Genomic DNA, 21,927 nt, shown 5'->3' with positions numbered 1-21,927 from the left:
TGTTTCGTGCAAAGGAGCCATCTCAACCCTTCGATTGTTTCCAACTCCTGCTGAAATATCTTCAATGGAGCCACTAGATGTCTTGAGGGGATGGAAGTCATTAATGAAAAGACAACCAGGACCTAAAAAAGCTCAATTACTGATCAATCTTGCAAAATCTTCTATTGGAACTGGACAAGCACTCGACGCTTATAAATTCCATTTAGAACAATTATTAGAGGAATATGACCTCGCTGTAAAACAACTCGCAAGAGTTGAACAACAAGTTAAAGAAGTTCTCTACAAAATACCATTTGCAAAAAAACTACTTATGATTAAAGGAATAAGTGAAATTTCATTAGCCGGGATACTAGGTGAATCCGGAGATCTAAGTGGATTTTCTCACGGAAACTCTTTATTACGTCATGCGGGATTACACCTAGATGAAGCAAGTTCAGGCAAATGGAAAGGTCAGATTGTCATTTCAAAGCGTGGAAGGTCCAGACTTCGTCGATTCCTCTACTTAGCAACTATGAGCCTTGTGATGAATAACCCTGAGTTTAAAGCCGTCCATTCCCATAATGTAAAAGTAAAGAAGATAAAGAAAATGAAATCAATCATGAAACTGATAGGTAAACTAGCAAGGATTTTTGTAGGAATAGCAAAACGAAACGAATCTTATTGTCCAAATAAAGTTCAAGTATTAACCCCTATAGCAGCATAGAAATAAAACATTAGTTATATAAAATGTTTCATTTAAAATAGTTAACTTTAATTTTTGAATGTTGTCTTATTCGTAGGATTTCAAATATGTACGGAGTACCAGGGTTTATTCAACAAAAGGGCACTGTGACCCATCAGGTTAGCATAACTGGCCTCCACCCCTTGGATAGGCATGACGAAGGAATGAGAGGGCGATTGACCCATTGAGACATGGGAGGGAAAGCCTCCAGGGGCGGCGTGGAGATGTACATTATATGGTAAAATATGGAGTGGTAGCTGACTCCTTTATTTATCTATGCCTTCACGAAGCCAAAATGATCTGAACTCATTTCAATTACACATAAATCCAATTACAAGGGTTATGGAATCCTGCGAATAAGTGAGCATTCAAGAGATACTCATATCAAACTGAGGGAGTTGAACAATGGATAGCGATTGCAGTGAGTACAATTGGACCCTAAAATAAATAAAAGTACAATACAATTTATTCTGTTTTAGAGAGAGGGTAAATACTATGATTGAGAAAAATTACGGGCATTGGCACATAGACTATTACTGCGATAAGACAGATTTTTATACCACGGCTACTGGATATTTGAATGATGAAGGAAGCTGGGATATATTTTTCAATGAATTAGAAGATGATGAGATGTATAAATAATTCGGTAATATGGATTCTGAAATAGAAAAGGATTGGGGTGTCTTATTATTCATGGCAAATAATTTTGATGATGCACACGATAAGTTCAACAGATGGGTCGAGGTTGTACTGGTGCCATTTTTAGAAAAGAAATAATAAGTCTCTTGTTTCACTAAGAGTTGAAGATAAGGCTGCCTTATTTGTAGGGCAACTTTTTTCTTTTTTAGGCTGAAATTTACTAAGTATACATAATTTCTGAAATGTTGGTGGTACCCATCTGAATAAAAAATCTTACCGTACAAACAATATGTATGAATACTACCAACTCAGGAGGGTTTCACATGGTAAATATATTGGAAACTGTCATTGATGCTATGAAATCACTGACAGTTCAAGACGAAGACCAACCACTTCATGTTGGAGAAGTGATGTCATGCTGGATTTACTTAGCAGGACTTGAATTAGCTAAAGTATCTGTGCATGCAGGTATAAATACCACGAAAGATGAAGAATTAAAAGCAATACTTGAAGAAGATATGAAATTAGGTACCAGTCAAAGAGAACAACTACATGATTTCATGATTAAGGAAGGAATTCCGCTACCTCCTGCACCTGCAGATATGCCAAAATCAGATTCTAATAGTATCCCTCTTGGAGTTAAATTAACGGATGATGTGATAGCAAACGAATTATCATTAAAAATCGTAGGTTTAATTATGCGTGCAGCAGGTGCTGCCTCTGAATCGATTCGTACAGATGTTGGTTTATTGTTTATTCAGTTTCAAACAGAAAAATTTGCTTTCGCAAGTAGATTAAAACATTTAATGCGTAAACGCGGATGGATTAAAGTACCACCTTTTTACGTTCCACCTGGTTCCCAGTAACCATTAAGTTAGGGGTAACGTAACTAGTTACATTTGGGATATATTTGGGATATATTTGAAATTAAAAAATTAAAGAAAGTTATTTCGAACATAGTTGGGTATTTTCCAAGGAAAGAAGAATTATTAAGTTTTATGTATGATTAAACTTTGTTAAGCTAACGGCTGCAAGAGTTTAAAATAGGAGCTGTCATTGAGGCAGCTTTTTTTGTTATTGAACTAAAAGGTAGTTTAGTCAAAGGAAGAGATGAAATTCTTCTTCTATTTTATGTGGCATTTGACCAAAATTACGTAACAAAAGGAGTGTGCGACGTGAAGGAATTTTAAAAAAAAGATATTTTATTTTACACAAATTTTACACATTATGTTAATAGAACCTTGTAAAATCAATGATTAGTGAAGTAATTCGACCACGACCACCGGTATCAAATCATCATGATAAATTCGATAAAATTCAAAGTTTCCTACTGTAAGGAACGTTATTTTATTCGATTCTTACTAAAATATTTTTTTTGATAAAACATTTGTTACCCTGTCATGAAACAGGGAGAAATAAAAAAATAGCAAGGTGTACAAATATTGAGGAATTATCAACTATAAACCATTTTCAACATGTTTATGAAAAAAACATGTCCGTTTTCTTCATAAAACACTATATCTAGAGAACAGTCCAGGGGCAGAGATTCATCAAAAAACAGTCGATGTGAAAGAAATTGTTGAGTTTTGGGACAACAATGGATTTGGTTTTTCGAACGTGAATGCCAAACAACAGTTATTATCTTGGTTAGATGATTCTAGCTTTTTACAGCCAAAAGAGGTGATTTTAAAAGCGATGAATATTGCGTGTGCCAATAACAAGCGAAGGCTGAGCTATGTGGTTGGGATTCTGAAAAACTGGGAAAATGAATCTTTACTCACCGTAGAAGAAATTGATTCCTAACATGAGAACCAAAAGTCCGTACCAAAGCATAGGCAATCAACCGAATCGTTTCCTGCCGGAAGAGCTATTCCAGGTGGATTTGTACTTGACCTTACGGCAGGTGAAGATTGATGAGTATGGCTGAAAAAGCGTTTTTAGGAAGCTTGATGAAGGCGGAGTATTTACTTACAGATACCGTCATTCAACCTGAACAGTTAGAAAGTACATGGCATAAAGAATTAATGCGAAAGCTGGTGTTTGCCTCAACTGCTTACTTGCAATTTAAAATAATTTTATCTATTGGGGCTAATGGGTTAAAATAATTAAATAGCAAATATTACATTGACAAGACTTTGTGATGCTCTTACAATTGAAAATGATTATCAACATCAATTGGGGGAAGTTATATGTCTTATGCAATTAATAGTCGGAATATTTTATTAACATTTATTTTTATTGTTTTATTATCAACAGTATTACTTGGTTGTACAAATGCTAGTGATAAGGATACAACGTCAGAGAACGTAAAAGATAATATGCTTACGATCGCTTGGGCGAGGGATGTGGGCGAAATGAATCCCCATGTTTATAATCCTTCACAATTATTTGCTCAGTCAATGGTATATGAACCATTAGTAAGTTACGGAGTTGGGGGAGAGCTAAAACCGCATCTTGCTGAGTCATGGGAAATTTCTGAAGACGGAAAAGTATATACATTTCATCTGCGTCAAGATGTCAAATTTTCTGATGGAACAAGCTTTAATGCAGAAATTGTGAAAAAGAATTTTGATACAATTTTAAGCCACATGGAATTACATAGTTGGTTGGGTTTCCTTTCGAAAATTGAAAATATGGAAGTTATCGACGACAATACGTTTAAAATGACATTAACTGAAGCCTATTATCCAACGATTCAGGAGCTAGCTGTTGTTCGACCAGTTCGTTTCTTAGGTGAAGCTGGATTCCCTGAAAATGGTGATACCTCAAAAGGAATTGTGAAACCAGTTGGTACAGGCCCATGGATTTTGGAAGAGTATAAAGCGGATGAATATGCGATTTTCAAACGAAACGAAAACTATTGGGGTGAGCTTCCAAAAGTAGAAAAAATTCAAGTGAAAGTCATTCCTGATGCAGAAACGAGAGTACTAGCGTTTGAAAAAGGTGAGCTAGATTTAATTTACGGAGAAGGTGTTATCAGTTTAGACGCTTTCAAACAATTAGAATCAACTGATAAATATGAAACTAGCATTTCTGAGCCAGTCGCGACAAGACAGCTTGTTATGAATACAAACAGAGAACAGCTATCCGATGAACGTGTTCGCCAAGCGTTACATTATGGATTTAATAAAGAGGCAATGGTGAAAGGAATCACTTCTGGACTAGAAGAAGCAGCAGATTTTATTCTACCGACAAACTTGCCTTATACTTCCGAAATTGATGTTACGAAGATTGGATATGATGTTAAGAAAGCAAAAGCGTTATTAGACGAAGCAGGATGGACACTTCCTAAGGGGAAAACGGTTCGGGAAAAAAATGGACAGCCACTTGAAATTGAAATGATGTACGATTCAGCAGAATCTATTCAAAAAGCAATGGCGGAAACGCTACAATCAGAATGGGCTGCCATTGGTGTGAAATTAAATATTGTTGGGGTAGAGCTTGCTGTTCAAGTTCAAAGATTTAAAGATAATAAGTTTGATATTAATTTCTTTAGTAACTACGGTTCTCCATATGATCCGCATACATTTATAAACATTGTGGCAAAAGAAGGATTTGGATTTAATGAAGCCATTTCAGCCTATCCAAGCAAAGAGGAATTACTCCAACAAATGGCCCGGGTTCCTCAGACAACTGACGAAAATGAACGTCAACAGCTGTACACTTCTATATTAACATCACTGCAGGACCAAGGAGCAATTCTTCCTATCTCTTATATTAAGAAAACAGCGATTTATCAAAAAAATGTCAAGAACTTCAATTTCTCTGCGAATCGTGACGAAAATCCATTCACAGGAATTATCATCGAGCAGTAAGCAGGTAGGAGGCTATTATGGGCAATTATATTATAAAACGAATAATGTCCATTATCCCGGTTTTTCTTTTGGCCGCACTTCTAACAACTGGAATGATTCACTTTTCACCGGTGGATCCGGCCGAGTCTTATTTAACAGCAGCACATATCGAACCGACCGATGAGATTTTGGCCCAGAAAAGACATGAGTTTGGTTTAGATCAACCATTCTTCATTCAATATGTAAACTCTATTATGAAGATATGCCAACTTGATTTTGGCATATCTTATGTTTCGAATAAGCCCGTTTGGGACGAGGTGATCTACCGAATTCCAGCAACCTTCCAGCTAGCGCTAGGGAGTTTATTCATCGCGGTGCTTGTCAGTGTCCCTCTTGGCTTTCTAGCAGGAGTAAAGAAAAACAGCGCAATTGATCATTTCAGTCGCATACTCTCCTTTTTCGGGGCATCCATTCCTTCTTTTTGGCTAGGTTATTTATTGATTTTTTTCTTTTCTGTAAAACTTGATCTTTTCCCAGTTGAGGGGTTTGGAACATGGCAACATCTTGTATTGCCTTCCATTACGCTTGCTCTTCCTTTAATAGCGATGTACACAAGATTGTTGCGTGCTAGCATTCTTGAAAATTTACAAGAGCCCTATGTGCTATTCGCAAGGACAAGGGGGATAAAAGAAAAAACCATTATGGCCAAGCATGTCTTAAGAATTGCCATTTCCCCTATGATTACTGGTCTGGGGATGAATCTTGGAAAACTGCTGACAGGAACGATTATCGTGGAGACCGTTTTTTCATGGCCTGGGTTTGGCCGTTATTTTATTGAAGCGATTTTTAACCGTGACATCCCTATCATTCAATGCTATGTACTAATAGCCGCTAGTTTATTTATAATTAGCAACCTAATAGTGGATTTGATTCAAATGTTTATTGACCCGCGCATATCCAGGAAAGAAGGGCAACAACGATGATAACCAGTATACGCAGGATATTTATAAGTCAAAAAGTGATTCCGATATGTACCATGATATTAGGGATTCTTTTTATCATCACGTTATTGGCTCCTTGGATTGCACCCAATGATCCGATTGCGGTCAATATAGCTTATAAACTACAGCCTCCATCCTGGGAATACCCATTAGGTACTGATCATTTAGGAAGATGTAACTTATCACGCCTTTTATATGGGGGACGAATATCTTTAGGCTTTGCCATGCTCATATTCATTTCATCTTTAACGATTGGTTTAATAATTGGAACCTTTTCTGGATATAAAGGCGGCTGGGTGGATCAGGTTTTGATGAGATTTTGTGATGGTGTAATGGCTTTTCCTAGCCTTATCCTTATCCTTGGTCTGGTTGGTATTTTCGGTCCTGGACTTCCTCAGGTCATTTTAGCACTGATGCTTGTGCAATGGGTATATTACGCGAGAATGTTCCGAGGAATGGTTCTAAGTCTGAAGGAACAAAACTTTATTGCAGCGGCGAAAATAAGCGGTTCATCGCAATGGAAGATCATTAAAAAGCATATTGTCCCAAATGTGCTCCCTCCACTTGTGGTCATGGGTACATTAGAAATGGGTTGGGCCATCATGGATATATCCGCCATGTCGTTTCTTGGTTTAGGAGTACAACCGCCTACACCTGAATGGGGAGCGATGATTCACGAAGGAAAGTCGTATATTCGGACGAATCCTGAATTAATGCTTTTTCCAGGTTTGATGATTATGCTCGTGATTGTGACCTTCAATTTATTGGGCGAAGCGTTATCCGAACGTTACGGTGTCAAACGTCGATCATAAAAAGGAATGAGAATGTTGGGTACAGAACAGTCGAATGTGTTACAAGTGAGAGATTTACATGTACAGGTAAAAACAAAAACTGGTGCTACCACGCTTGTTGAGGATATCAATTTTGAACTGAAGCGTGGGGAGGTACTGGGTCTTGTTGGGGAAAGTGGATGCGGTAAAACCGTTACGAGTATGTCCATTCTTCAGCTTCTCAATCGGAAAACTACAACGATTGAAGGCAGTATCGTATTAAAAGGAAGCGAATTGAACGGTTTAGGAGAGAAAGAAATGCGTATGATTCGTGGTAAGGATATAGCCTTTATTATGCAAAATCCGATGAATGCTTTTACGCCTGTTTTTACAATTGGCCACCAATTTATAGAAACCATTCGAACACATACACAATGGAATAAAAAACAAGCAACAGAGCTTGCCATTGAGGCGATGCATCATGTGAACTTACCAGATCCTGTTAAACTATTAAAATACTATCCTTTTCAATTGAGTGGTGGTATGCTTCAACGGGTGATGATTGCTATTGCCGCTTGCTTACATCCTGCGGTAATTATTGCCGATGAACCGACCACCGCACTTGATGTAAATAATCAAAAGAAAGTGCTGTACCACTTAGATAAAATTCGCTCTGAATATGGGTCAGCCATATTATTAATATCCCATGATCTCGGTGTCATTTCTGAAATGGCTGATGAAGTTGCCGTTATGCAAAATGGTCGAATAGTAGAAAAAGCTGGTGTATTCCAACTATTTGATGATCCACAGCATGAGTATACAAAAAAACTTTTAAATGCACGGTCAATAGTACATTTAGATGAACCTGTCATCCATTTGGCTTGACTTAGGCATTTATAAGGGGTGAAAAAATGAGTTTATTACAAGTAAATGAAGTAACCCATAGCTTTGGATCTCCAACGTTTTTCAACTGGAAAGATCGCTCTAAAAAAACACTTTCCGACATTTCTCTCTCTATTGAGGAAGGAACCTGTTTAGGTTTGCTTGGTACGAGCGGAGCTGGTAAAAGTACCTTAGGAAGAGTGATTCTTGGTCTGGAACGGCCGCAATGTGGACAGGTTCTGTTTCGAGGGCATGATATATATACCGCAGATAAGCATAGTCGTCAAAAAATCCGTCGTGATCTTCAAGCTGTATTTCAGGACTCATACTCATCGGTTAACCCTCGAATGACGGCCGAACGAATTATTGCAGAGCCGCTAGAAAACTATGAAAAGCTAACAGTTGCTGAGCAAAAACGAACCGTTATTGAATTATTAGAAAGGGTAGGGCTAAGTGAAGACGACTTAAAAAAATATCCTAATCAATTTAGCGGTGGCCAATTGCAAAGAATCAATATTGCAAGAGCCATCTCACTCAAGCCAAAGCTGATTGTCTTAGACGAATCTGTCAGTAGTCTAGATATGGTGAATCAAACCCTTATTTTAGAATTACTCAAGGAGTTAAAAGCAGACTTCGGGTTATCATATCTCTTTATTACGCATGATATTAAAGCTGCCTATACGATTAGTGATAGATTAGGTGTACTAGAAAAAGGAGAATTGGTCGAGCTTTACGATGCAAAAAAACAGTTTTTTTCTTCAGAACATCCTGTAGTAAATAAGATGAGAGATTCAATGCTGGCCGAGCACCCTCGTTTTCGTTCGGTTAGACCTGTTTAATTTAAACATTATAAACACTTTTCGAATGCCTCGATTTCATTTGCAAAATCGGGGCTATTGTTCTTATTTGTATTGATAGAAGGAGGAAATTCCTAATGAATCATCGTGCGTACCTCACTTTGGCGATTCCCTTAACGATCTCGACCATGACAACGCCCTTGTTAGGTGCTGTAGACACAGCCGTTGTGGGACAGCTTCCTGATGCGGCATATATTGGAGGAGTTGCAGTCGGGACTCTTATTTTTAATACCTTGTATTGGGTATTCGGTTTTTTACGGGTTAGTACATCTGCTTTTGCCGCACAAGCGAATGGGGCAAGCGATCAAGCCCAAGGAATACTTGCTTTATCGCGTCCATTTTTATTAGCTGTTGTGGTTGGGGTGTGTTTTATTCTCTTACAATGGCCGATTGAATATGTAGCTTTGATATTGTTTTCAAACGATTCTGATGTCAGTAAGTTTGCAGCTGAATATTTTCGAATTAGAATTTGGGGAGCACCCTTTACACTACTGAACTATGTTATCCTTGGCTGGTTAATGGGGATGGCAAAGATTAAAGAATCTTTATGTTTACAGGTGTTAATGAATGTTTTGAATATGATATTGGCCATTCTTTTTGTCCATGTCTTTTCTTTTGCTGTAAAAGGGGTTGCTGCTGCCGCTTTGATTGCTGAAGTGACAGCCTTTATATTAGGGATGTTCATTGTGATGAAGGCATCACCGTTTGAATGGAGGTTACCATCCTTTCAAGAACTTATAGATACACAGTCTATGAAAAAGATGTTTAACGTTAATAAGGATTTGTTTATTCGAACGATTTGTTTATTAGTCGTTTTTAATATGTTTACAGCAAAAGGTGCTTCGTTTGGTACAAACTTTTTAGCGGCCAATGCTGTTCTATTTCAAATTCATTACATTATGGCTTATTTCTTTGAGGGGTTTGCTAACGCTACGAGTATTCTTGTCGGCAAAGCGGTAGGAGCAAACGACAAGGATTTATATAAAAAAACACTTACTTTATCAAAACAATGGTCGGTGATTACGGCTTTTGTGATAGCTTGTATATATGGATTATTTCAAAAACAAATTATTGCGCTTTTTACCAATCTACCAAGTGTAATCGAACTTTCAACTACATATGGAACATGGCTTATTCTATACCCGTTTGCCGCGTGTTTTGGCCTTGTCATTTATGGTGCCTTCACAGGTGCAACTGAAATTGCTCCCGTTCGAAACTCTATGATTTACGCAATGATCGCCTATATCCTTATACAAATTACGGCAACACCTATCTGGCATAATCATGGCCTATGGCTGGCTTTCATTCTATACACTTTTGGGCGTTCTGGATTCTTGATCATGTATACTCCTAGATTAAATAAAAGATTATTATCTATAAACAAAGGAATCTGAAAATTACAGCTACTTTTGAATTGAATCATTTGTCATGTAACAAGGAGGAATAAAAAATAGCCAGGCATACAAATGAAATATCTATAGAGGAAGGATCAAGGGGCTCAAACGAATGCTCTATGAATTAACAATGGATAAAGACTTTGTCGCCTTAAAATTCCTGATTGATCGTCCGAATGTCTTCCATGTCGTTGGGGCTACCCATTTAGAAACATGGCATTCAAGATTCTTATGAAACCAAAATTAATCCCCTTAGTGGTATGAAAACCATTGCTAAACTACTAAAAAATTTAGGTGTAGCGGTAGAAACTCCGCTGCTAGAGAACGTTGGAGACAATTCTCCATTAGACTTGTTGGGTGATAAAACTGATATCTAGTGGAACTTCACGAAAAAGCAGGTAATGGCTAGTAATAGCTCAGGTACCTGCTTTTTTTTATGGAAAAAAGATGGAACCTACGAGACGATAACCTATGGAAAACGGACCTTGGAATGCTCCTGTGAATTCGTACATAAGTATATATGGAGAATAATAAGACAGGTGGGTTGTAAATGGACACCAATGACTTCAATAAAGAGCTCCATCATTATTACACAAAAATACGTGAGACGAATCATCCCTATTATTGGTACTGTTTGGCTAAAACGCAGTCAAGAGCTGGATTAACAAATGAAGCACTGCAAACAATTGATCTGGCTTTGTCCTTTCCCAATCCTTATCCTTCAAAGCACAAACTTTTTGAAATACGGGCCGGACTGCAATCAGCTGATTCAAGACAGATAGATACTAATAGTCCAGCCATCGTAACAGTAAAGAGGGGTGATATTGACGGAGACGGGATAAAGGATAATGTTTATCTTACGGCATATAAAACTCCTGATAGTCCATTTTGGAAAGATATCACATTGGTTGTCCAAAATGGGAGAACACATCACTATGATCACATCCATTTTAAAAATAACTCAGGATACAACCCCACACTTTTTCTAGGTGATTTGACAGGAAACAAGGGGGAAGATATTTTAGTGGTTATTGATACCGGAGGAAGCGCCGGCACGGTTTATGCGTATATCTTTTCTTATATGAACGGTCAAATTAGACAAATATTTGATTCAGATGCATTCAATGATTCCTATAAGTACGATGTGACATATGAAAATCAATACAAAGCAAAGGTAATCAGTTATCGTCTCAGAGAAAAGTATATTCTTGACCTTATTTATAAGGGGAAGGAATATTTATCGGAAATCTATAACCCCCAAGGAATATTAAGGGCTCCTATTAATGGGTGGGTGAATCCTTTGTCTGGTTTATACCCGATTGATTTTAACAGGGATAATAGATATGAACTCGAAGCGTATCAAAGGATAGCTGGCAGGTATAATGCGGACAGTCTGGGATATGTACAAACTGTATTGAAATGGAATGGTCAGGAGTTTGGACATGACAGACAGACAGTGGCCACCTTTGGTGGGGAGATGTAACAATTGGACCTTTTAATAAAAGAAATGAACAAATATTTTTTCACCTAACATAAGAGGCCTAATGGAATAATTGTTAATCAAAAATTAGCTAGGGTGTCCTTAAAAATAGGGAACCCTTTTGTAATCAGAAAGGAATAAAAATTTTTAATTTTAAACCATCGTTTTATCGAGCCTTTCAAATCCGATAGCTATGCCGATCCCCTAAAATAATATAAGGGAATTAAAAAAGCACTTGAAATATTCTATTTGTTAGACTAGTATAATTATTATCTCTTAAAATTACATATGAATTTGTTAATTATTAGTTAAGATGCCTTAGGGCTTAATAGGGAATCTGGTGAAAGGCCAGAACTGTCCCCGCAACTGTAAGTGTGGACGAAATAGACAAACCACTGGACCGTTTATTTATTGACGATTCGGGAAGGGTCTAAAGTAGGAAGAAACACAAGTCAGGAGACCTGTCTTAGCTTTTTAAGTTTCGATTTCTTCGGGGGTTGAGAAGATGGAACGTTTGGACAAAAAGGATTATTTATTAACTTTCTTTGTGCTGACGTTTTATCCGTTCAACTAATGTTGAACGGATTTTTTCGTTTTGATGATTCTAAATCATTTTTAATTCTCATAGTTTAGCTTTAGAAGGAACAAGCCTTTTTAACAATTGAATAGATTAGGATAGGTGCACGAATATGTGCTTAATAGGGAAGTACGGTTTAAATCCGTCACGGTACCCGCCACTGTATGGGGAGTTCATTGCAGATGTCACTGAAGGAATTCGGGAAGACGCAATGGAATGATGAACCTAAGTCAGGAGACCTGCCTTTACCTAATAACTTCCATCAACCTACGGGAACATAGGGAGAAGTGCTGAACATACACCGCTATTTTTTTGTGTGTATATATTCTGCACCCCTATGTCATAGGGGTGCTTTTTTTACGTAAAAAACGAAAAGGAGAGTGTGACATGACTACTTGGAATTTACAAGGGACGAAACACCATGTTTTCATTTGCAACGGCAGCAGCTGTATGAGAAAGGGTGGGGAGGAAGCGACACAAGCGATTCGGAATGAAATCACCAATTTAAACTTAGATTCACTCGTACATACAACAAGAACGAGATGCAATGGGAGATGTAAGGACGCTCCCGTTGCTATCGTTTATCCAGACGGGACCTGGTATAAAAACGTGACGCCAGAAGTGGGAGCTACGATTGTAAGGCGTCATCTGGCGGAAGGTCATTGCCTTCAGGAGCATGCGATCTATGAATATTCCGAAGAAGGATTCATACAGCCAGAAGGGTCGGAATGCATCGAAGGAGTACAAAAAGCTGTTAAAGAAAAGATTTAACAGCGGATAGTATCTGGATTCTAGTTTGAAATTTTGGAAGGTGGCGTAATAGTGTGAAAGGCAAATTATTAATTATTGGTTTTGGCCCCGGTGATGAAAAACATATCACCGGACGGGCAAAAGAAGCCATCGAAGAAAGTGATATCATCATCGGCTACAAAACCTACGTTGATTTAATCAAGGGATTAATAGCTGGAAAGCAAATCATCAGCACAGGAATGACAGAAGAAGTGAGCCGGGCCCAGGAGGCAGTGAAACAGGCCGAACTCGGTTACACGGTAGCCGTCATTTCAAGCGGTGATGCCGGTGTATATGGAATGGCAGGACTGGTTTACGAAGTGCTAATCGAAAAAGGCTGGAAAAAAGACTCAGGGGTAGAAGTGGAGGTGGTCCCTGGCATTTCTGCCATCAACTCCTGTGCTTCTTTATTAGGCGCGCCGGTCATGCATGATGCCTGTACGATCAGCTTAAGTGACCATTTGACACCTTGGAGCTTGATCGAGAAACGAATCGAAGCGGCCGCTCAAGCTGATTTTGTGATTGCCTTATATAATCCAAAAAGCGGGAGAAGAACACGACAGATCATGGAAGCACAAAAAATTCTACTAAAATATCGCTCGCCAGAAACCCCTGTAGGATTGGTAAAGAGTGCTTACCGTGATAGTCAAAAGATCGTCTTAACCAATTTACAAGAGATGCTAGATCATGAAATTGGAATGTTAACCACCGTTTTAATTGGCAACTCTTCAACATTTTACTACGACGGCTTGATCATCACTCCGCGCGGTTATCAGCGGAAGTATACATTAAATCAGGCAATACAGCCGTTGAAACCGCATCAACGTTTGCAAAAGGAAGCCGAACCATGGGCACTGGAGCAAACAGAAGAAGTAACACCGGTGCACAAAAAACTAGTCACCCCAACCTCAGTGAAAGAGTCGCCAAGAGAGCTGGCTGAGGAAGCCTTGCAAATGATCCTTGGTGAGAACGATGGCCTATCCCAAGGTTTAATGGTGAAGCAAGACTTTCAATCTATTTTTGAGGTAGCGGTCAGCCCTGGTGTCGCCAATAAAAAATTTACCGCGACTCAGATGGTCATTCTTTCCGAAATTGTCGGAGAAGAAGGTGTCATGGAATACACACAAGACCATTTTATGAAGTTGCAAATTTTAACCTCTAAGCCTGATGAGATTGTTGAAAAACTAGCGGCGGCCAACTTTTTGATTGCTCCTGTTGGTGACGTATTAACCGTAAAAGCCTGTGATTTTTGTGACGGAGAAAAGAAGGATTCCATCCCTTATGCCGATGAGCTGCAGGAAAGACTTGGCGGCATTGAACTCCCCAAAGAATTGAAACTTGGTGTGAATGGCTGCGGTATGGCCTGTTATGGAGCCGTAAAAGAGGATATTGGCATTGTCTACCGTAAGGGAGCGTTTGATTTATTTTTAGGGGCAAAGGTAGCCGGAAGAACGGCACATCCCGGCCAAATCGTAGCGGAAGGAATCGCACCGGACCAAATTGTCGGGGTCATAGAGGGGATTGTTCAAGAGTACAAACAAAAGGCCTATCCAAATGAACGTTTCTATAAATTTTTTAAACGGGTCAAAGAGGTTCAAGGTTTTGTGTACCAGGATATCACACCAAACCTTATAATCGAAGCGGCTGTTTGCGGGGAGTAATGGGAAGAAGTCTAGGTCAATTGGCAGGTAGGCATTTACAAACAAAGGGGAGGAAATATTTTGAAAGCAATTTTATTTGTGGGGCATGGGAGCAGAGATCAAGAGGGAAATCAGCAGGTTCGCGAGTTCATCGGTGAGATGAGAAAGACTTGGGACGATTCTTTCCTGGTTGAGACGTGCTTTTTAGAATTTGAACGACCAACCGTTAATCAAGGAATCGATCTGTGTGTGGAGAAAGGAGCCGACCATATTGTCGTGATTCCAATCATGCTCTTACAAGCAGGACACTCCAAAATTCATATTCCAGCAGCTATTGATGAGGCAAAGAATAAATATCCACTTGTTCAATTTACTTATGGCCGGCCAATAGGTGTTCATGAGGAAACATTTGAAATTCTAAAAACGAGATTAATGGAAATTGGCGAGAATTTAGAATCCATCGAAGACGATACCGCTGTCCTTTTGTTAGGACGGGGCGGAAGCGATCCCGATGCGAATAGTGATTTATATAAAATTGCTAGATTACTATGGGAAAAAACAAACTATAAAATCGTCGAACCTGCTTTTATGGGGGTGACCAATCCCCTTGTGAACGAAGGGATTGAGCGCTGTATTAAGCTTGGAGCAAAAAAAGTGGTAATCCTGCCTTACTTTCTATTCACCGGCATCCTGATTAAACGGTTAGAAGATATGATGGTTCCTATTCAAAATCAATATTCCGCGGTTGAATTTCTGCTGGCTGACTATTTTGGTTATCATCCAAAATTACAGACGATTTTAATCGATCGGGTGGAAGAAGCCCTCCGTGATGAGGTGAAGATGAACTGCGATACCTGCCAATACCGTCTCAATGTAATGGAACATATCGATCATCACCACCACCATGATCATGATCACGATCATCATCACGGCCATGACCATCATGACCATGACCATGACCACGACCATCACCATGATCACGAACATGCAGAGCAAAAAGGCAGGAGATAGAGGATGATTTTCGTATTAGCCGGTACAAGTGATGCACGAGCCCTTGCTTTAGAAATAAAAAAGGAGGGCTTCGATCTCCTGGCCTCCGTTGTCACAGAAAATGCAGCGGTTGAATTAAGGGAGTCAGGGATACCTGTTCAAGTAGGAAGATTAACGGATGAAGACATGGTGGGGTTGATTGACACAAAAGGGATTCTAACGGTTGTCGATGCCAGTCATCCGTTTGCGGAAGAAGCTTCGAAAAACGCTATCAAGGCGGCCCAAACGGCGGGAATCCCCTATATCCGGTATGAACGGGAGTCACAAACTTTCCAATATGACAACATGACAGTCGTCGAAAGCTACGAGGAAGCAGCGGAGCTTGCATTAACCAAAAAAGGCGTGGTGATGCTGACGACTGGCAGCAAGACGCTTCAAATTTTCACAGAAAAACTATTAGGAAACCCGGACATCCGCTTGATCGCCAGGATGCTGCCTCGTGTGGATAATATGGAAAAATGTGAGCAGCTAGGGCTGCTGCAGAAAAATATTGTTGCGATCCAGGGACCATTTTCAAAAGAGTTCGACAAAGCCCTATATAAGCAATATGGCGTGACCTTAATGGTGACGAAAGAGAGCGGGAAAGTCGGATCGGTCGATGAAAAGGTGGAAGCGGCCAAGGAACTGGGGATTGAGGTCATCCTTATTGGCCGCCCGAAACTGAATTATGTCACCGTCTATGCTAATTTTATTGATGTCATCGCAGAATTAGATAAAAGGATTGGTTCCACACCAACCGTCACAACAGAACAATCATTTTAAATACAGGAGTGAGAGAAATGGATTTTCGTACCGAATTTAAACCGTTAACCGTCCAACCGGAACAGATCGAAGGAAGAAGTTTTGAAATGATTAATGAAGAAATTGGGGAGCACCCGTTTACCGAGGAGCAATATCCGATTGTCCAGCGCATCATCCATGCATCCGCTGATTTTGAACTCGGGAAAAGCGTCCTCTTTCATCCAGACGCTATTCAGTCCGGCATTCGCGCGATTCGGAGCGGGAAAATGGTAGTTGCCGATGTTCAAATGATTCAAAGCGGGGCTAATAAAGCGCGAATTCAAAAATTCGGCGGAGAAATCAAGGTCTATATTTCTGACCCGGATGTGGTACAAGAAGCCAAACGGTTAAATACCACACGGGCAATTATTTCGATGCGAAAAGCGATCAAAGAAGCGGACGGCGGCATTTTTGCCATCGGGAACGCCCCAACCGCCTTACTCGAACTCATCCGCCTGATTAAAGAAGGAGAAGCGAAACCAGGTCTTGTCATTGGTCTGCCAGTTGGGTTTGTTTCCGCCGCTGAGTCAAAAGAAGAATTAGCCAAGCTCGATATCCCATTCATCACCAATATTGGCAGGAAAGGCGGCAGTACCGTGACCGTTGCCGCATTAAATGCCATTTCCATTATGGCTGAACGGGGATAACCCATGCAGGAAGTACCAAAAGGAAAGCTGCGGGAAGGATATACGACAGGGGCCTGTGCAACGGCGACGACAAAAGCGGCGCTAACGGCATTAATAACCGGTGAGCCGCAAACAGAATCAACGATTTACTTGCCCGTCAAGCGGTTTGCAACCTTTCAGATAGAAAGCTATGAGGTAACGGAACAAACGGCCACCGCCAGTACGATTAAAGACGCGGGGGATGACCCAGATGCCACCCACGGGGCCTTGATTGTTTCCACCGTGTCATGGCTCGATGAACCAGGCATCGTGCTGGATGGGGGAATTGGGGTTGGCCGGGTCACAAAGGACGGCTTGCCCGTTCCTGTCGGTGAGGCCGCGATTAACCCCGTTCCCCGCAGGATGATCCGTGAGACGGCCGAAGGTGTCTTAAAAGAATTTGGGATTACAAGAGGCATAAAGATCGTCATTTCCGTACCAGCCGGTGAAGAAATTGCCAAAAAAACACTCAATGGTCGCTTAGGAATCATTGGCGGGATTTCTATCCTCGGAACCCGCGGGATTGTCGTTCCTTTTTCCACAGCCGCTTATAAGGCCAGCATCATCCAGGCTATTAGCGTTGCCCGGGCCAGTGGCTGCGAGCACGTTGTCATTACAACAGGCGGGCGAAGCGAGAAAAATGCCATGAAGCAATTCCCCGAGCTGTCTGAGGAAGCTTTTATCGAAATGGGTGACTTTGTCGGGTTTACCCTTAAACAATGCAAGAAGCAAGGGGTAAAAAGAGTGTCGATGGTCGGCATGATGGGGAAATTCTCAAAGGTGGCAATGGGGATCATGATGGTCCACTCGAAAAGCGCCCCGGTAGATTTTAATTTTTTAGCGGAGGTGGCAAGCCGTACCGGTGCGGATGCCGCTCTGGTCGAAGATATTCGAACGGCCAATACGGCATCACAGGTTGGCGATATGATGACAGCACAGGGCCATCTTTCCTTTTTCGAAATGCTAAGCGACCATTGCTGCCTTGCTGCGTTAAAGGAAGTCGATGGCGGGATTGATATAGATACGACCCTTTATACCATGAAGGGGGATTTGTTAGGAAAGGCGGTGCGAAAGAGTGGCATCAATTAAAATGATCGGCATTGGGGATGAAGGCAAAGTGAGCCTGCTCCCGATGTACGAAAAATGGATTTATAAAAGTGAACTATTAATAGGAGGAAAGAGACAGCTTTCTTTTTTTCCTGAATTCGCCTCCGAAAAAATCGCGATTGAAGGCGGGCTTTCTTCACTCGTCGAACGGTTGCAGTCGGAGACGAGAAACGTAGTGATTCTAGCATCTGGAGACCCGTTGTTCTATGGAATTGGAAGCTATTTATCTTCTAAAATCGATTTGGACATTTATCCATATTTAAGTTCGATCCAGCTTGCTTTTGCCAGAATGAAAGAAAGATGGCAGGATGCGTATTTTACCAGCGTTCACGGCAGGAGTATAAAAGGGCTGGCACAGAGGGTGGATGGAAAAAAAACGGTCGCAATCTTAACCGACACGGAAAATTCCCCAAATAAAATCGCTCAGTATTTGCTTTCCTTTGGCATGACTGAATATGAGGCGTTTGTGGGAGAGAACCTTGGCAGTGACAAGGAACGATGCCGCTGGTTTACCCTTGATGAAATGAAGGATGAAGAGTTTTCACCGCTCAATGTGGTAATTCTCAAGAAAAAAGGGGAAAGCCCGCATTGGCCGATTGGCATTGACGATGCGGAGTTTATTCAGCGAAAACCGGATAAGGGTTTAATTACCAAAAAGGAAATTCGCACACTAAGCATTAGTGCCCTAAGGTTAAAGGAAGACAGTACGGTTTGGGATATTGGCACATGCACAGGGTCTGTTGCGATTGAGGCAGCGAAAATCGCCAGGGAAGGACAAGTGTTTGCCATCGAGAAGAACGAGGGCGACTTGGAAAACTGTAAACAAAATTTAGCCAAGTTCCGTGTGGATGCCACACTCGTTCACGGGAAAGCACCAGAGGGATTAGATACCTTCCCAGATCCGGATGCGGTTTTTATTGGCGGGACGGCAGGCGGGATGGAAGACATTTTGGATATTTGCTGCAGCCGCTTGAAAGCGCGTGGACGCATTGTCTTAAATGCCGTCACGATTGAAAATCTTTCCGAAGCGATGCTTGCGTTTAAAGAGCGGGGTTATGAGACGAACATTACTCTTGCGCAAATATCCAGAAGTAAGCCCATTTTGAATCTGACAAGATTTGATGCATTAAATCCGATTTACATAATAGAAGCATGGCGCAAGGAAGGGGAGTAAACATGTTAGGTACATTATACGGCCTTGGGGTTGGCCCGGGGGATCCAGAGCTCATTACCGTTAAGGCGTTTCGTAAGTTAAAGGAATCACCAGTGATTGCCTATCCGAAAAAACAAAAGGGCAGCAAAAGTTATGCCCATCGAATCATTGATGTCTATTTTCAGCCGAACGAAAAAGAAATGCTGGGTCTTATCTTTCCGATGACAAAGGATCCAGCCACATTGGAAAGAAAATGGACGGAAACCGTGGAAAATGTGTGGGAGAAGCTGCAGGAGGGAAAGGATGTCGCTTTTGTTACTGAAGGGGATCCTCTTTTATACAGTACGTTTATTCATATGATGCGTTTGATGCAGGAAAAGTATCCGCAGGTTCCGATTGAAGTCGTTCCGGGGATTTCGTCCATCAATGGGGCGGCTTCTAGGCTGGGAATTCCATTGGCAGATGGGGATGAGCATGTGGCGATTGTTCCAGCACGCGATGACTATGAAACCATGAAAAAAGTCATTCAAGACAATGATTGTGTCATTTTTATAAAAGTGGCGAAGGTGATTGATTTAATGCTTGAAGTATTACGTGATTTAGATTTGCTTGACAAGGCTTCAGTCGTTACAAAGGTAACATCGGATGAGGAGATTATTTGGCGGGCAGATGAGCTCGACGGAGCGGAGCTTGAATACTTAACATTAATGGTGGTGAGAAAATGAAGCTTTATATCATTGGTGCCGGACCAGGCGATCCTGATTTAATCACGGTAAAAGGTCTTCAGCATCTTCAGGAGGCAGATGTCGTTCTTTATGCAGATTCTCTTGTAAACGAAGACTTAATTGCTAAAGCAAAACCTTCTGCCGAAATATTGAAAACCGCCGGGATGCATTTAGAAGAAATGGTTGACGTCATGGCTGATCGAATCCAGCAAGGGAAAAAGGTCGTTCGTGTCCACACGGGCGATCCGGCTGTCTATGGGGCGATTATGGAACAAATCGTGTTGTTAAGGAAGAAAGGAATCGAAGTAGAGATTGTTCCGGGTGTGAGCTCTGTGTTTGCAGCCGCCGCGGCCGCGCAAGCCGAGCTGACGATTCCTGATTTAACGCAAACCGTAATCCTGACAAGAGCTGAAGGCAGGACACCTGTGCCAGAATTTGAAAAGCTGGCGGATTTAGCCAAACATCATTGCACGATTGCGCTTTTCTTAAGTGCGACGTTAACGAAAAAGCTTGTCAAGGAATTGACCGGGGCTGGCTGGAGCAAGGATACCCCTGTTGCGGTCGTTTATAAAGCCTCGTGGCCAGATCAAAAAATTGTCCGGACCACACTGGAACGCTTGGACGAAGATATGAGGACGAATGGGATTCGTAAACAGGCGATGATCTTAGCCGGCTGGGCGCTAGATGAAAACATTCACGAACAAGATTATCGTTCCAAGCTCTATGACAAAACATTTACACATGGATTTCGCCGGGGGGTGGACTCGTAATGATCGAGCTTCAGGAAGCGCAAAAGGCGGTCATTCAGCAGAAGGGTGACTATGCCGTTGTTGCGATTACAAAGCATGGGGTCGAACTGGCCCGCAAGCTGGGACATTCGTTTCAACATGCCGATGTGTACTATATGGCGAAGTTTGAAAAAGGAGATGAGCGGAACAAGGATATCCAGCTATTCACCGGAAGCGTTCGCCTTCTTCTGCCCTCTCTTTTCGAGGCCTATAAGGGGCTGATCATCATCATTTCCCTTGGAGCCGTGGTCCGAATGATTGCGCCTATTTTAAAGGATAAAAAAACAGATCCTGCCGTTGTCGTTATCGACGATAAGGGTGAACATGTGATCAGCGTACTGTCAGGCCATATCGGCGGTGCCAATGAACTAACGAAAGAAGTGGCGGCCGCCCTACTGGCCCGTCCCATTATTACCACCGCTTCAGATGTACAGGAAACGATTGCGGTTGATTTGTTCGGAAAACGGTTTGGCTGGATTTGGGACTCGGCTGAAAAGCTGACGCCCGTTAGCGCTTCGGTTGTGAATGAAGAAAAAATTGCCGTGGTCCAGGAGTCAGGTGAAAAAGGCTGGTGGCCATATGGCCGCCCGCTCCCGGGAAATATTCAGCCGTATTCATCAATCCAAGAAGCGCTGGCCGCAAAGCCGGATGCAGCCCTAGTAGTAACCCATCGGAATTTATCCGAGGACGAAACGGAGATTTTACATAATGGTGTTTTATATCGACCAAAGGTGATTGTCCTTGGAATGGGCTGCAACCGCGGGACCACTCGTGCTGAAATCGAAGCAGTGATCGACGAAACGCTTGAGGAATTAGGGTTTTCGAAAAAAAGTGTCAAAGCGGTTTGCACGATTGATCTAAAAAAGGATGAAGCGGGGCTGCTCGAAGTGGTGAATAAAAACCGCTGGGATTTTATTTATTACACACCAGCTGAATTGAATACCATTGAACTTCAGGACCCTTCTGAAACGGTTTTTAAATATACCGGTGCGTACGGTGTCAGTGAGCCAGCCGCCTTATTGTACAGCGGTGCAGAAAAATTAGCGTTGATGAAAAAGAAATCAGGTAATGTCACCATATCAGTAGCGGTGATTCCCTATTGATGAGGAGGGAAA

23 protein-coding genes and 2 riboswitches are annotated in these 21,927 nt (G+C 41.3%); all 23 genes read left to right on the top strand.

The annotated features are described in order from the left end of the window. A partial coding sequence (locus J7E77_RS01030; RefSeq protein ID WP_214711785.1) for a transposase occupies nucleotides 1-703 on the top strand: 703 nt, incomplete at its 5' end. 513 nt (nucleotides 704-1,216) lie between these two features. Continuing rightward, the gene (locus J7E77_RS01025; protein ID WP_214711784.1) at nucleotides 1,217-1,363 is read left to right on the top strand and encodes a hypothetical protein; all 147 of its coding nucleotides are present in this window, start codon (nucleotides 1,217-1,219) and stop codon (nucleotides 1,361-1,363) included. A gap of 320 nt (nucleotides 1,364-1,683) precedes the next feature. Beyond that, a complete protein-coding gene (locus J7E77_RS01020; RefSeq protein ID WP_214711783.1) occupies nucleotides 1,684-2,226 on the top strand; it encodes a DUF3231 family protein in 543 nt (180 codons plus the stop codon). Between the two features lie 700 nt (nucleotides 2,227-2,926). Continuing rightward, nucleotides 2,927-3,163: a DnaD domain protein gene (locus J7E77_RS01015; protein ID WP_308160326.1), complete on the top strand. Its 237-nt coding sequence runs from the start codon at nucleotides 2,927-2,929 to the stop codon at nucleotides 3,161-3,163. A 110-nt stretch (nucleotides 3,164-3,273) separates the two neighbouring features. Next, nucleotides 3,274-3,465 (top strand): hypothetical protein, encoded by a 192-nt coding sequence (locus J7E77_RS01010; RefSeq protein ID WP_214711782.1) that lies wholly within the window; start codon nucleotides 3,274-3,276, stop codon nucleotides 3,463-3,465. A gap of 84 nt (nucleotides 3,466-3,549) precedes the next feature. Further along, the gene (nikA, locus tag J7E77_RS01005; protein WP_214711781.1) at nucleotides 3,550-5,175 is read left to right on the top strand and encodes a nickel ABC transporter substrate-binding protein; all 1,626 of its coding nucleotides are present in this window, start codon (nucleotides 3,550-3,552) and stop codon (nucleotides 5,173-5,175) included. A 17-nt stretch (nucleotides 5,176-5,192) separates the two neighbouring features. Beyond that, the gene (gene nikB / locus J7E77_RS01000) at nucleotides 5,193-6,137 is read left to right on the top strand and encodes a nickel ABC transporter permease subunit NikB (RefSeq protein ID WP_214711780.1); all 945 of its coding nucleotides are present in this window, start codon (nucleotides 5,193-5,195) and stop codon (nucleotides 6,135-6,137) included. Continuing rightward, nucleotides 6,134-6,967, top strand: a complete 834-nt coding sequence (gene nikC, locus J7E77_RS00995; protein WP_214711779.1) for a nickel ABC transporter permease subunit NikC — start codon at nucleotides 6,134-6,136, stop codon at nucleotides 6,965-6,967. The genes nikB and nikC overlap by 4 nt, the downstream gene beginning before the upstream one ends. 15 nt (nucleotides 6,968-6,982) lie before the next feature. Further along, nucleotides 6,983-7,810 carry a nickel import ATP-binding protein NikD gene (nikD, locus tag J7E77_RS00990; RefSeq protein ID WP_214711807.1) on the top strand — a complete coding sequence of 276 codons (828 nt, stop codon included), beginning with the start codon at nucleotides 6,983-6,985 and terminating at the stop codon, nucleotides 7,808-7,810. Between the two features lie 26 nt (nucleotides 7,811-7,836). Further along, the gene (nikE, locus tag J7E77_RS00985; protein WP_214711778.1) at nucleotides 7,837-8,646 is read left to right on the top strand and encodes a nickel import ATP-binding protein NikE; all 810 of its coding nucleotides are present in this window, start codon (nucleotides 7,837-7,839) and stop codon (nucleotides 8,644-8,646) included. A gap of 95 nt (nucleotides 8,647-8,741) precedes the next feature. Continuing rightward, nucleotides 8,742-10,058: an MATE family efflux transporter gene (locus J7E77_RS00980; RefSeq protein WP_214711777.1), complete on the top strand. Its 1,317-nt coding sequence runs from the start codon at nucleotides 8,742-8,744 to the stop codon at nucleotides 10,056-10,058. Nucleotides 10,059-10,170: 112 nt separating this feature from the next. Next, nucleotides 10,171-10,293 carry a hypothetical protein gene (locus tag J7E77_RS31030; RefSeq protein ID WP_285290446.1) on the top strand — a complete coding sequence of 41 codons (123 nt, stop codon included), beginning with the start codon at nucleotides 10,171-10,173 and terminating at the stop codon, nucleotides 10,291-10,293. A 315-nt stretch (nucleotides 10,294-10,608) separates the two neighbouring features. Beyond that, nucleotides 10,609-11,541, top strand: coding sequence for a VCBS repeat-containing protein (locus J7E77_RS00975; RefSeq protein WP_214711776.1), 933 nt, complete (start codon nucleotides 10,609-10,611; stop codon nucleotides 11,539-11,541). 291 nt (nucleotides 11,542-11,832) lie between these two features. Next, nucleotides 11,833-12,021, top strand: a riboswitch (cobalamin riboswitch). Between the two features lie 177 nt (nucleotides 12,022-12,198). Next, nucleotides 12,199-12,376: riboswitch (cobalamin riboswitch) on the top strand. 126 nt (nucleotides 12,377-12,502) lie between these two features. Beyond that, nucleotides 12,503-12,886 (top strand): (2Fe-2S) ferredoxin domain-containing protein, encoded by a 384-nt coding sequence (locus tag J7E77_RS00970; protein ID WP_214711775.1) that lies wholly within the window; start codon nucleotides 12,503-12,505, stop codon nucleotides 12,884-12,886. A gap of 53 nt (nucleotides 12,887-12,939) precedes the next feature. Next, nucleotides 12,940-14,565, top strand: a complete 1,626-nt coding sequence (gene cobJ / locus J7E77_RS00965) for a precorrin-3B C(17)-methyltransferase (protein WP_214711774.1) — start codon at nucleotides 12,940-12,942, stop codon at nucleotides 14,563-14,565. Nucleotides 14,566-14,625: 60 nt separating this feature from the next. Continuing rightward, nucleotides 14,626-15,555: a sirohydrochlorin chelatase gene (locus tag J7E77_RS00960; protein WP_214711773.1), complete on the top strand. Its 930-nt coding sequence runs from the start codon at nucleotides 14,626-14,628 to the stop codon at nucleotides 15,553-15,555. 3 nt (nucleotides 15,556-15,558) lie between these two features. After that, complete coding sequence (cobK, locus tag J7E77_RS00955) at nucleotides 15,559-16,356, top strand: precorrin-6A reductase (protein WP_214711772.1); 798 nt, start codon at nucleotides 15,559-15,561, stop codon at nucleotides 16,354-16,356. Between the two features lie 17 nt (nucleotides 16,357-16,373). After that, entirely contained in the window at nucleotides 16,374-17,021 is a 648-nt protein-coding gene (locus J7E77_RS00950) for a precorrin-8X methylmutase (RefSeq protein ID WP_088087492.1), read from the top strand. 3 nt (nucleotides 17,022-17,024) lie between these two features. Further along, a complete protein-coding gene (locus J7E77_RS00945) occupies nucleotides 17,025-18,128 on the top strand; it encodes a cobalt-precorrin-5B (C(1))-methyltransferase (RefSeq protein ID WP_214711770.1) in 1,104 nt (367 codons plus the stop codon). Between the two features lies 1 nt (nucleotide 18,129). Then, complete coding sequence (gene cbiE / locus J7E77_RS00940; protein WP_214711806.1) at nucleotides 18,130-19,320, top strand: precorrin-6y C5,15-methyltransferase (decarboxylating) subunit CbiE; 1,191 nt, start codon at nucleotides 18,130-18,132, stop codon at nucleotides 19,318-19,320. 2 nt (nucleotides 19,321-19,322) lie between these two features. Further along, the gene (gene cobI / locus J7E77_RS00935; RefSeq protein WP_214711768.1) at nucleotides 19,323-20,024 is read left to right on the top strand and encodes a precorrin-2 C(20)-methyltransferase; all 702 of its coding nucleotides are present in this window, start codon (nucleotides 19,323-19,325) and stop codon (nucleotides 20,022-20,024) included. Beyond that, a complete protein-coding gene (gene cobM, locus J7E77_RS00930; RefSeq protein ID WP_214711766.1) occupies nucleotides 20,021-20,794 on the top strand; it encodes a precorrin-4 C(11)-methyltransferase in 774 nt (257 codons plus the stop codon). Before cobI ends, cobM begins: the two co-directional genes overlap by 4 nt. Then, a complete protein-coding gene (locus J7E77_RS00925) occupies nucleotides 20,794-21,915 on the top strand; it encodes a cobalt-precorrin 5A hydrolase (protein ID WP_214711764.1) in 1,122 nt (373 codons plus the stop codon). The genes cobM and J7E77_RS00925 overlap by 1 nt, the downstream gene beginning before the upstream one ends. Nucleotides 21,916-21,927 lie beyond the last annotated feature (12 nt).

This window comes from Bacillus sp. ISL-77 (genome assembly GCF_018613105.1).
The sequence above is the reverse complement of the archived record's forward strand: the minus strand, read 5'-3'. Positions and strand labels throughout refer to the sequence as shown.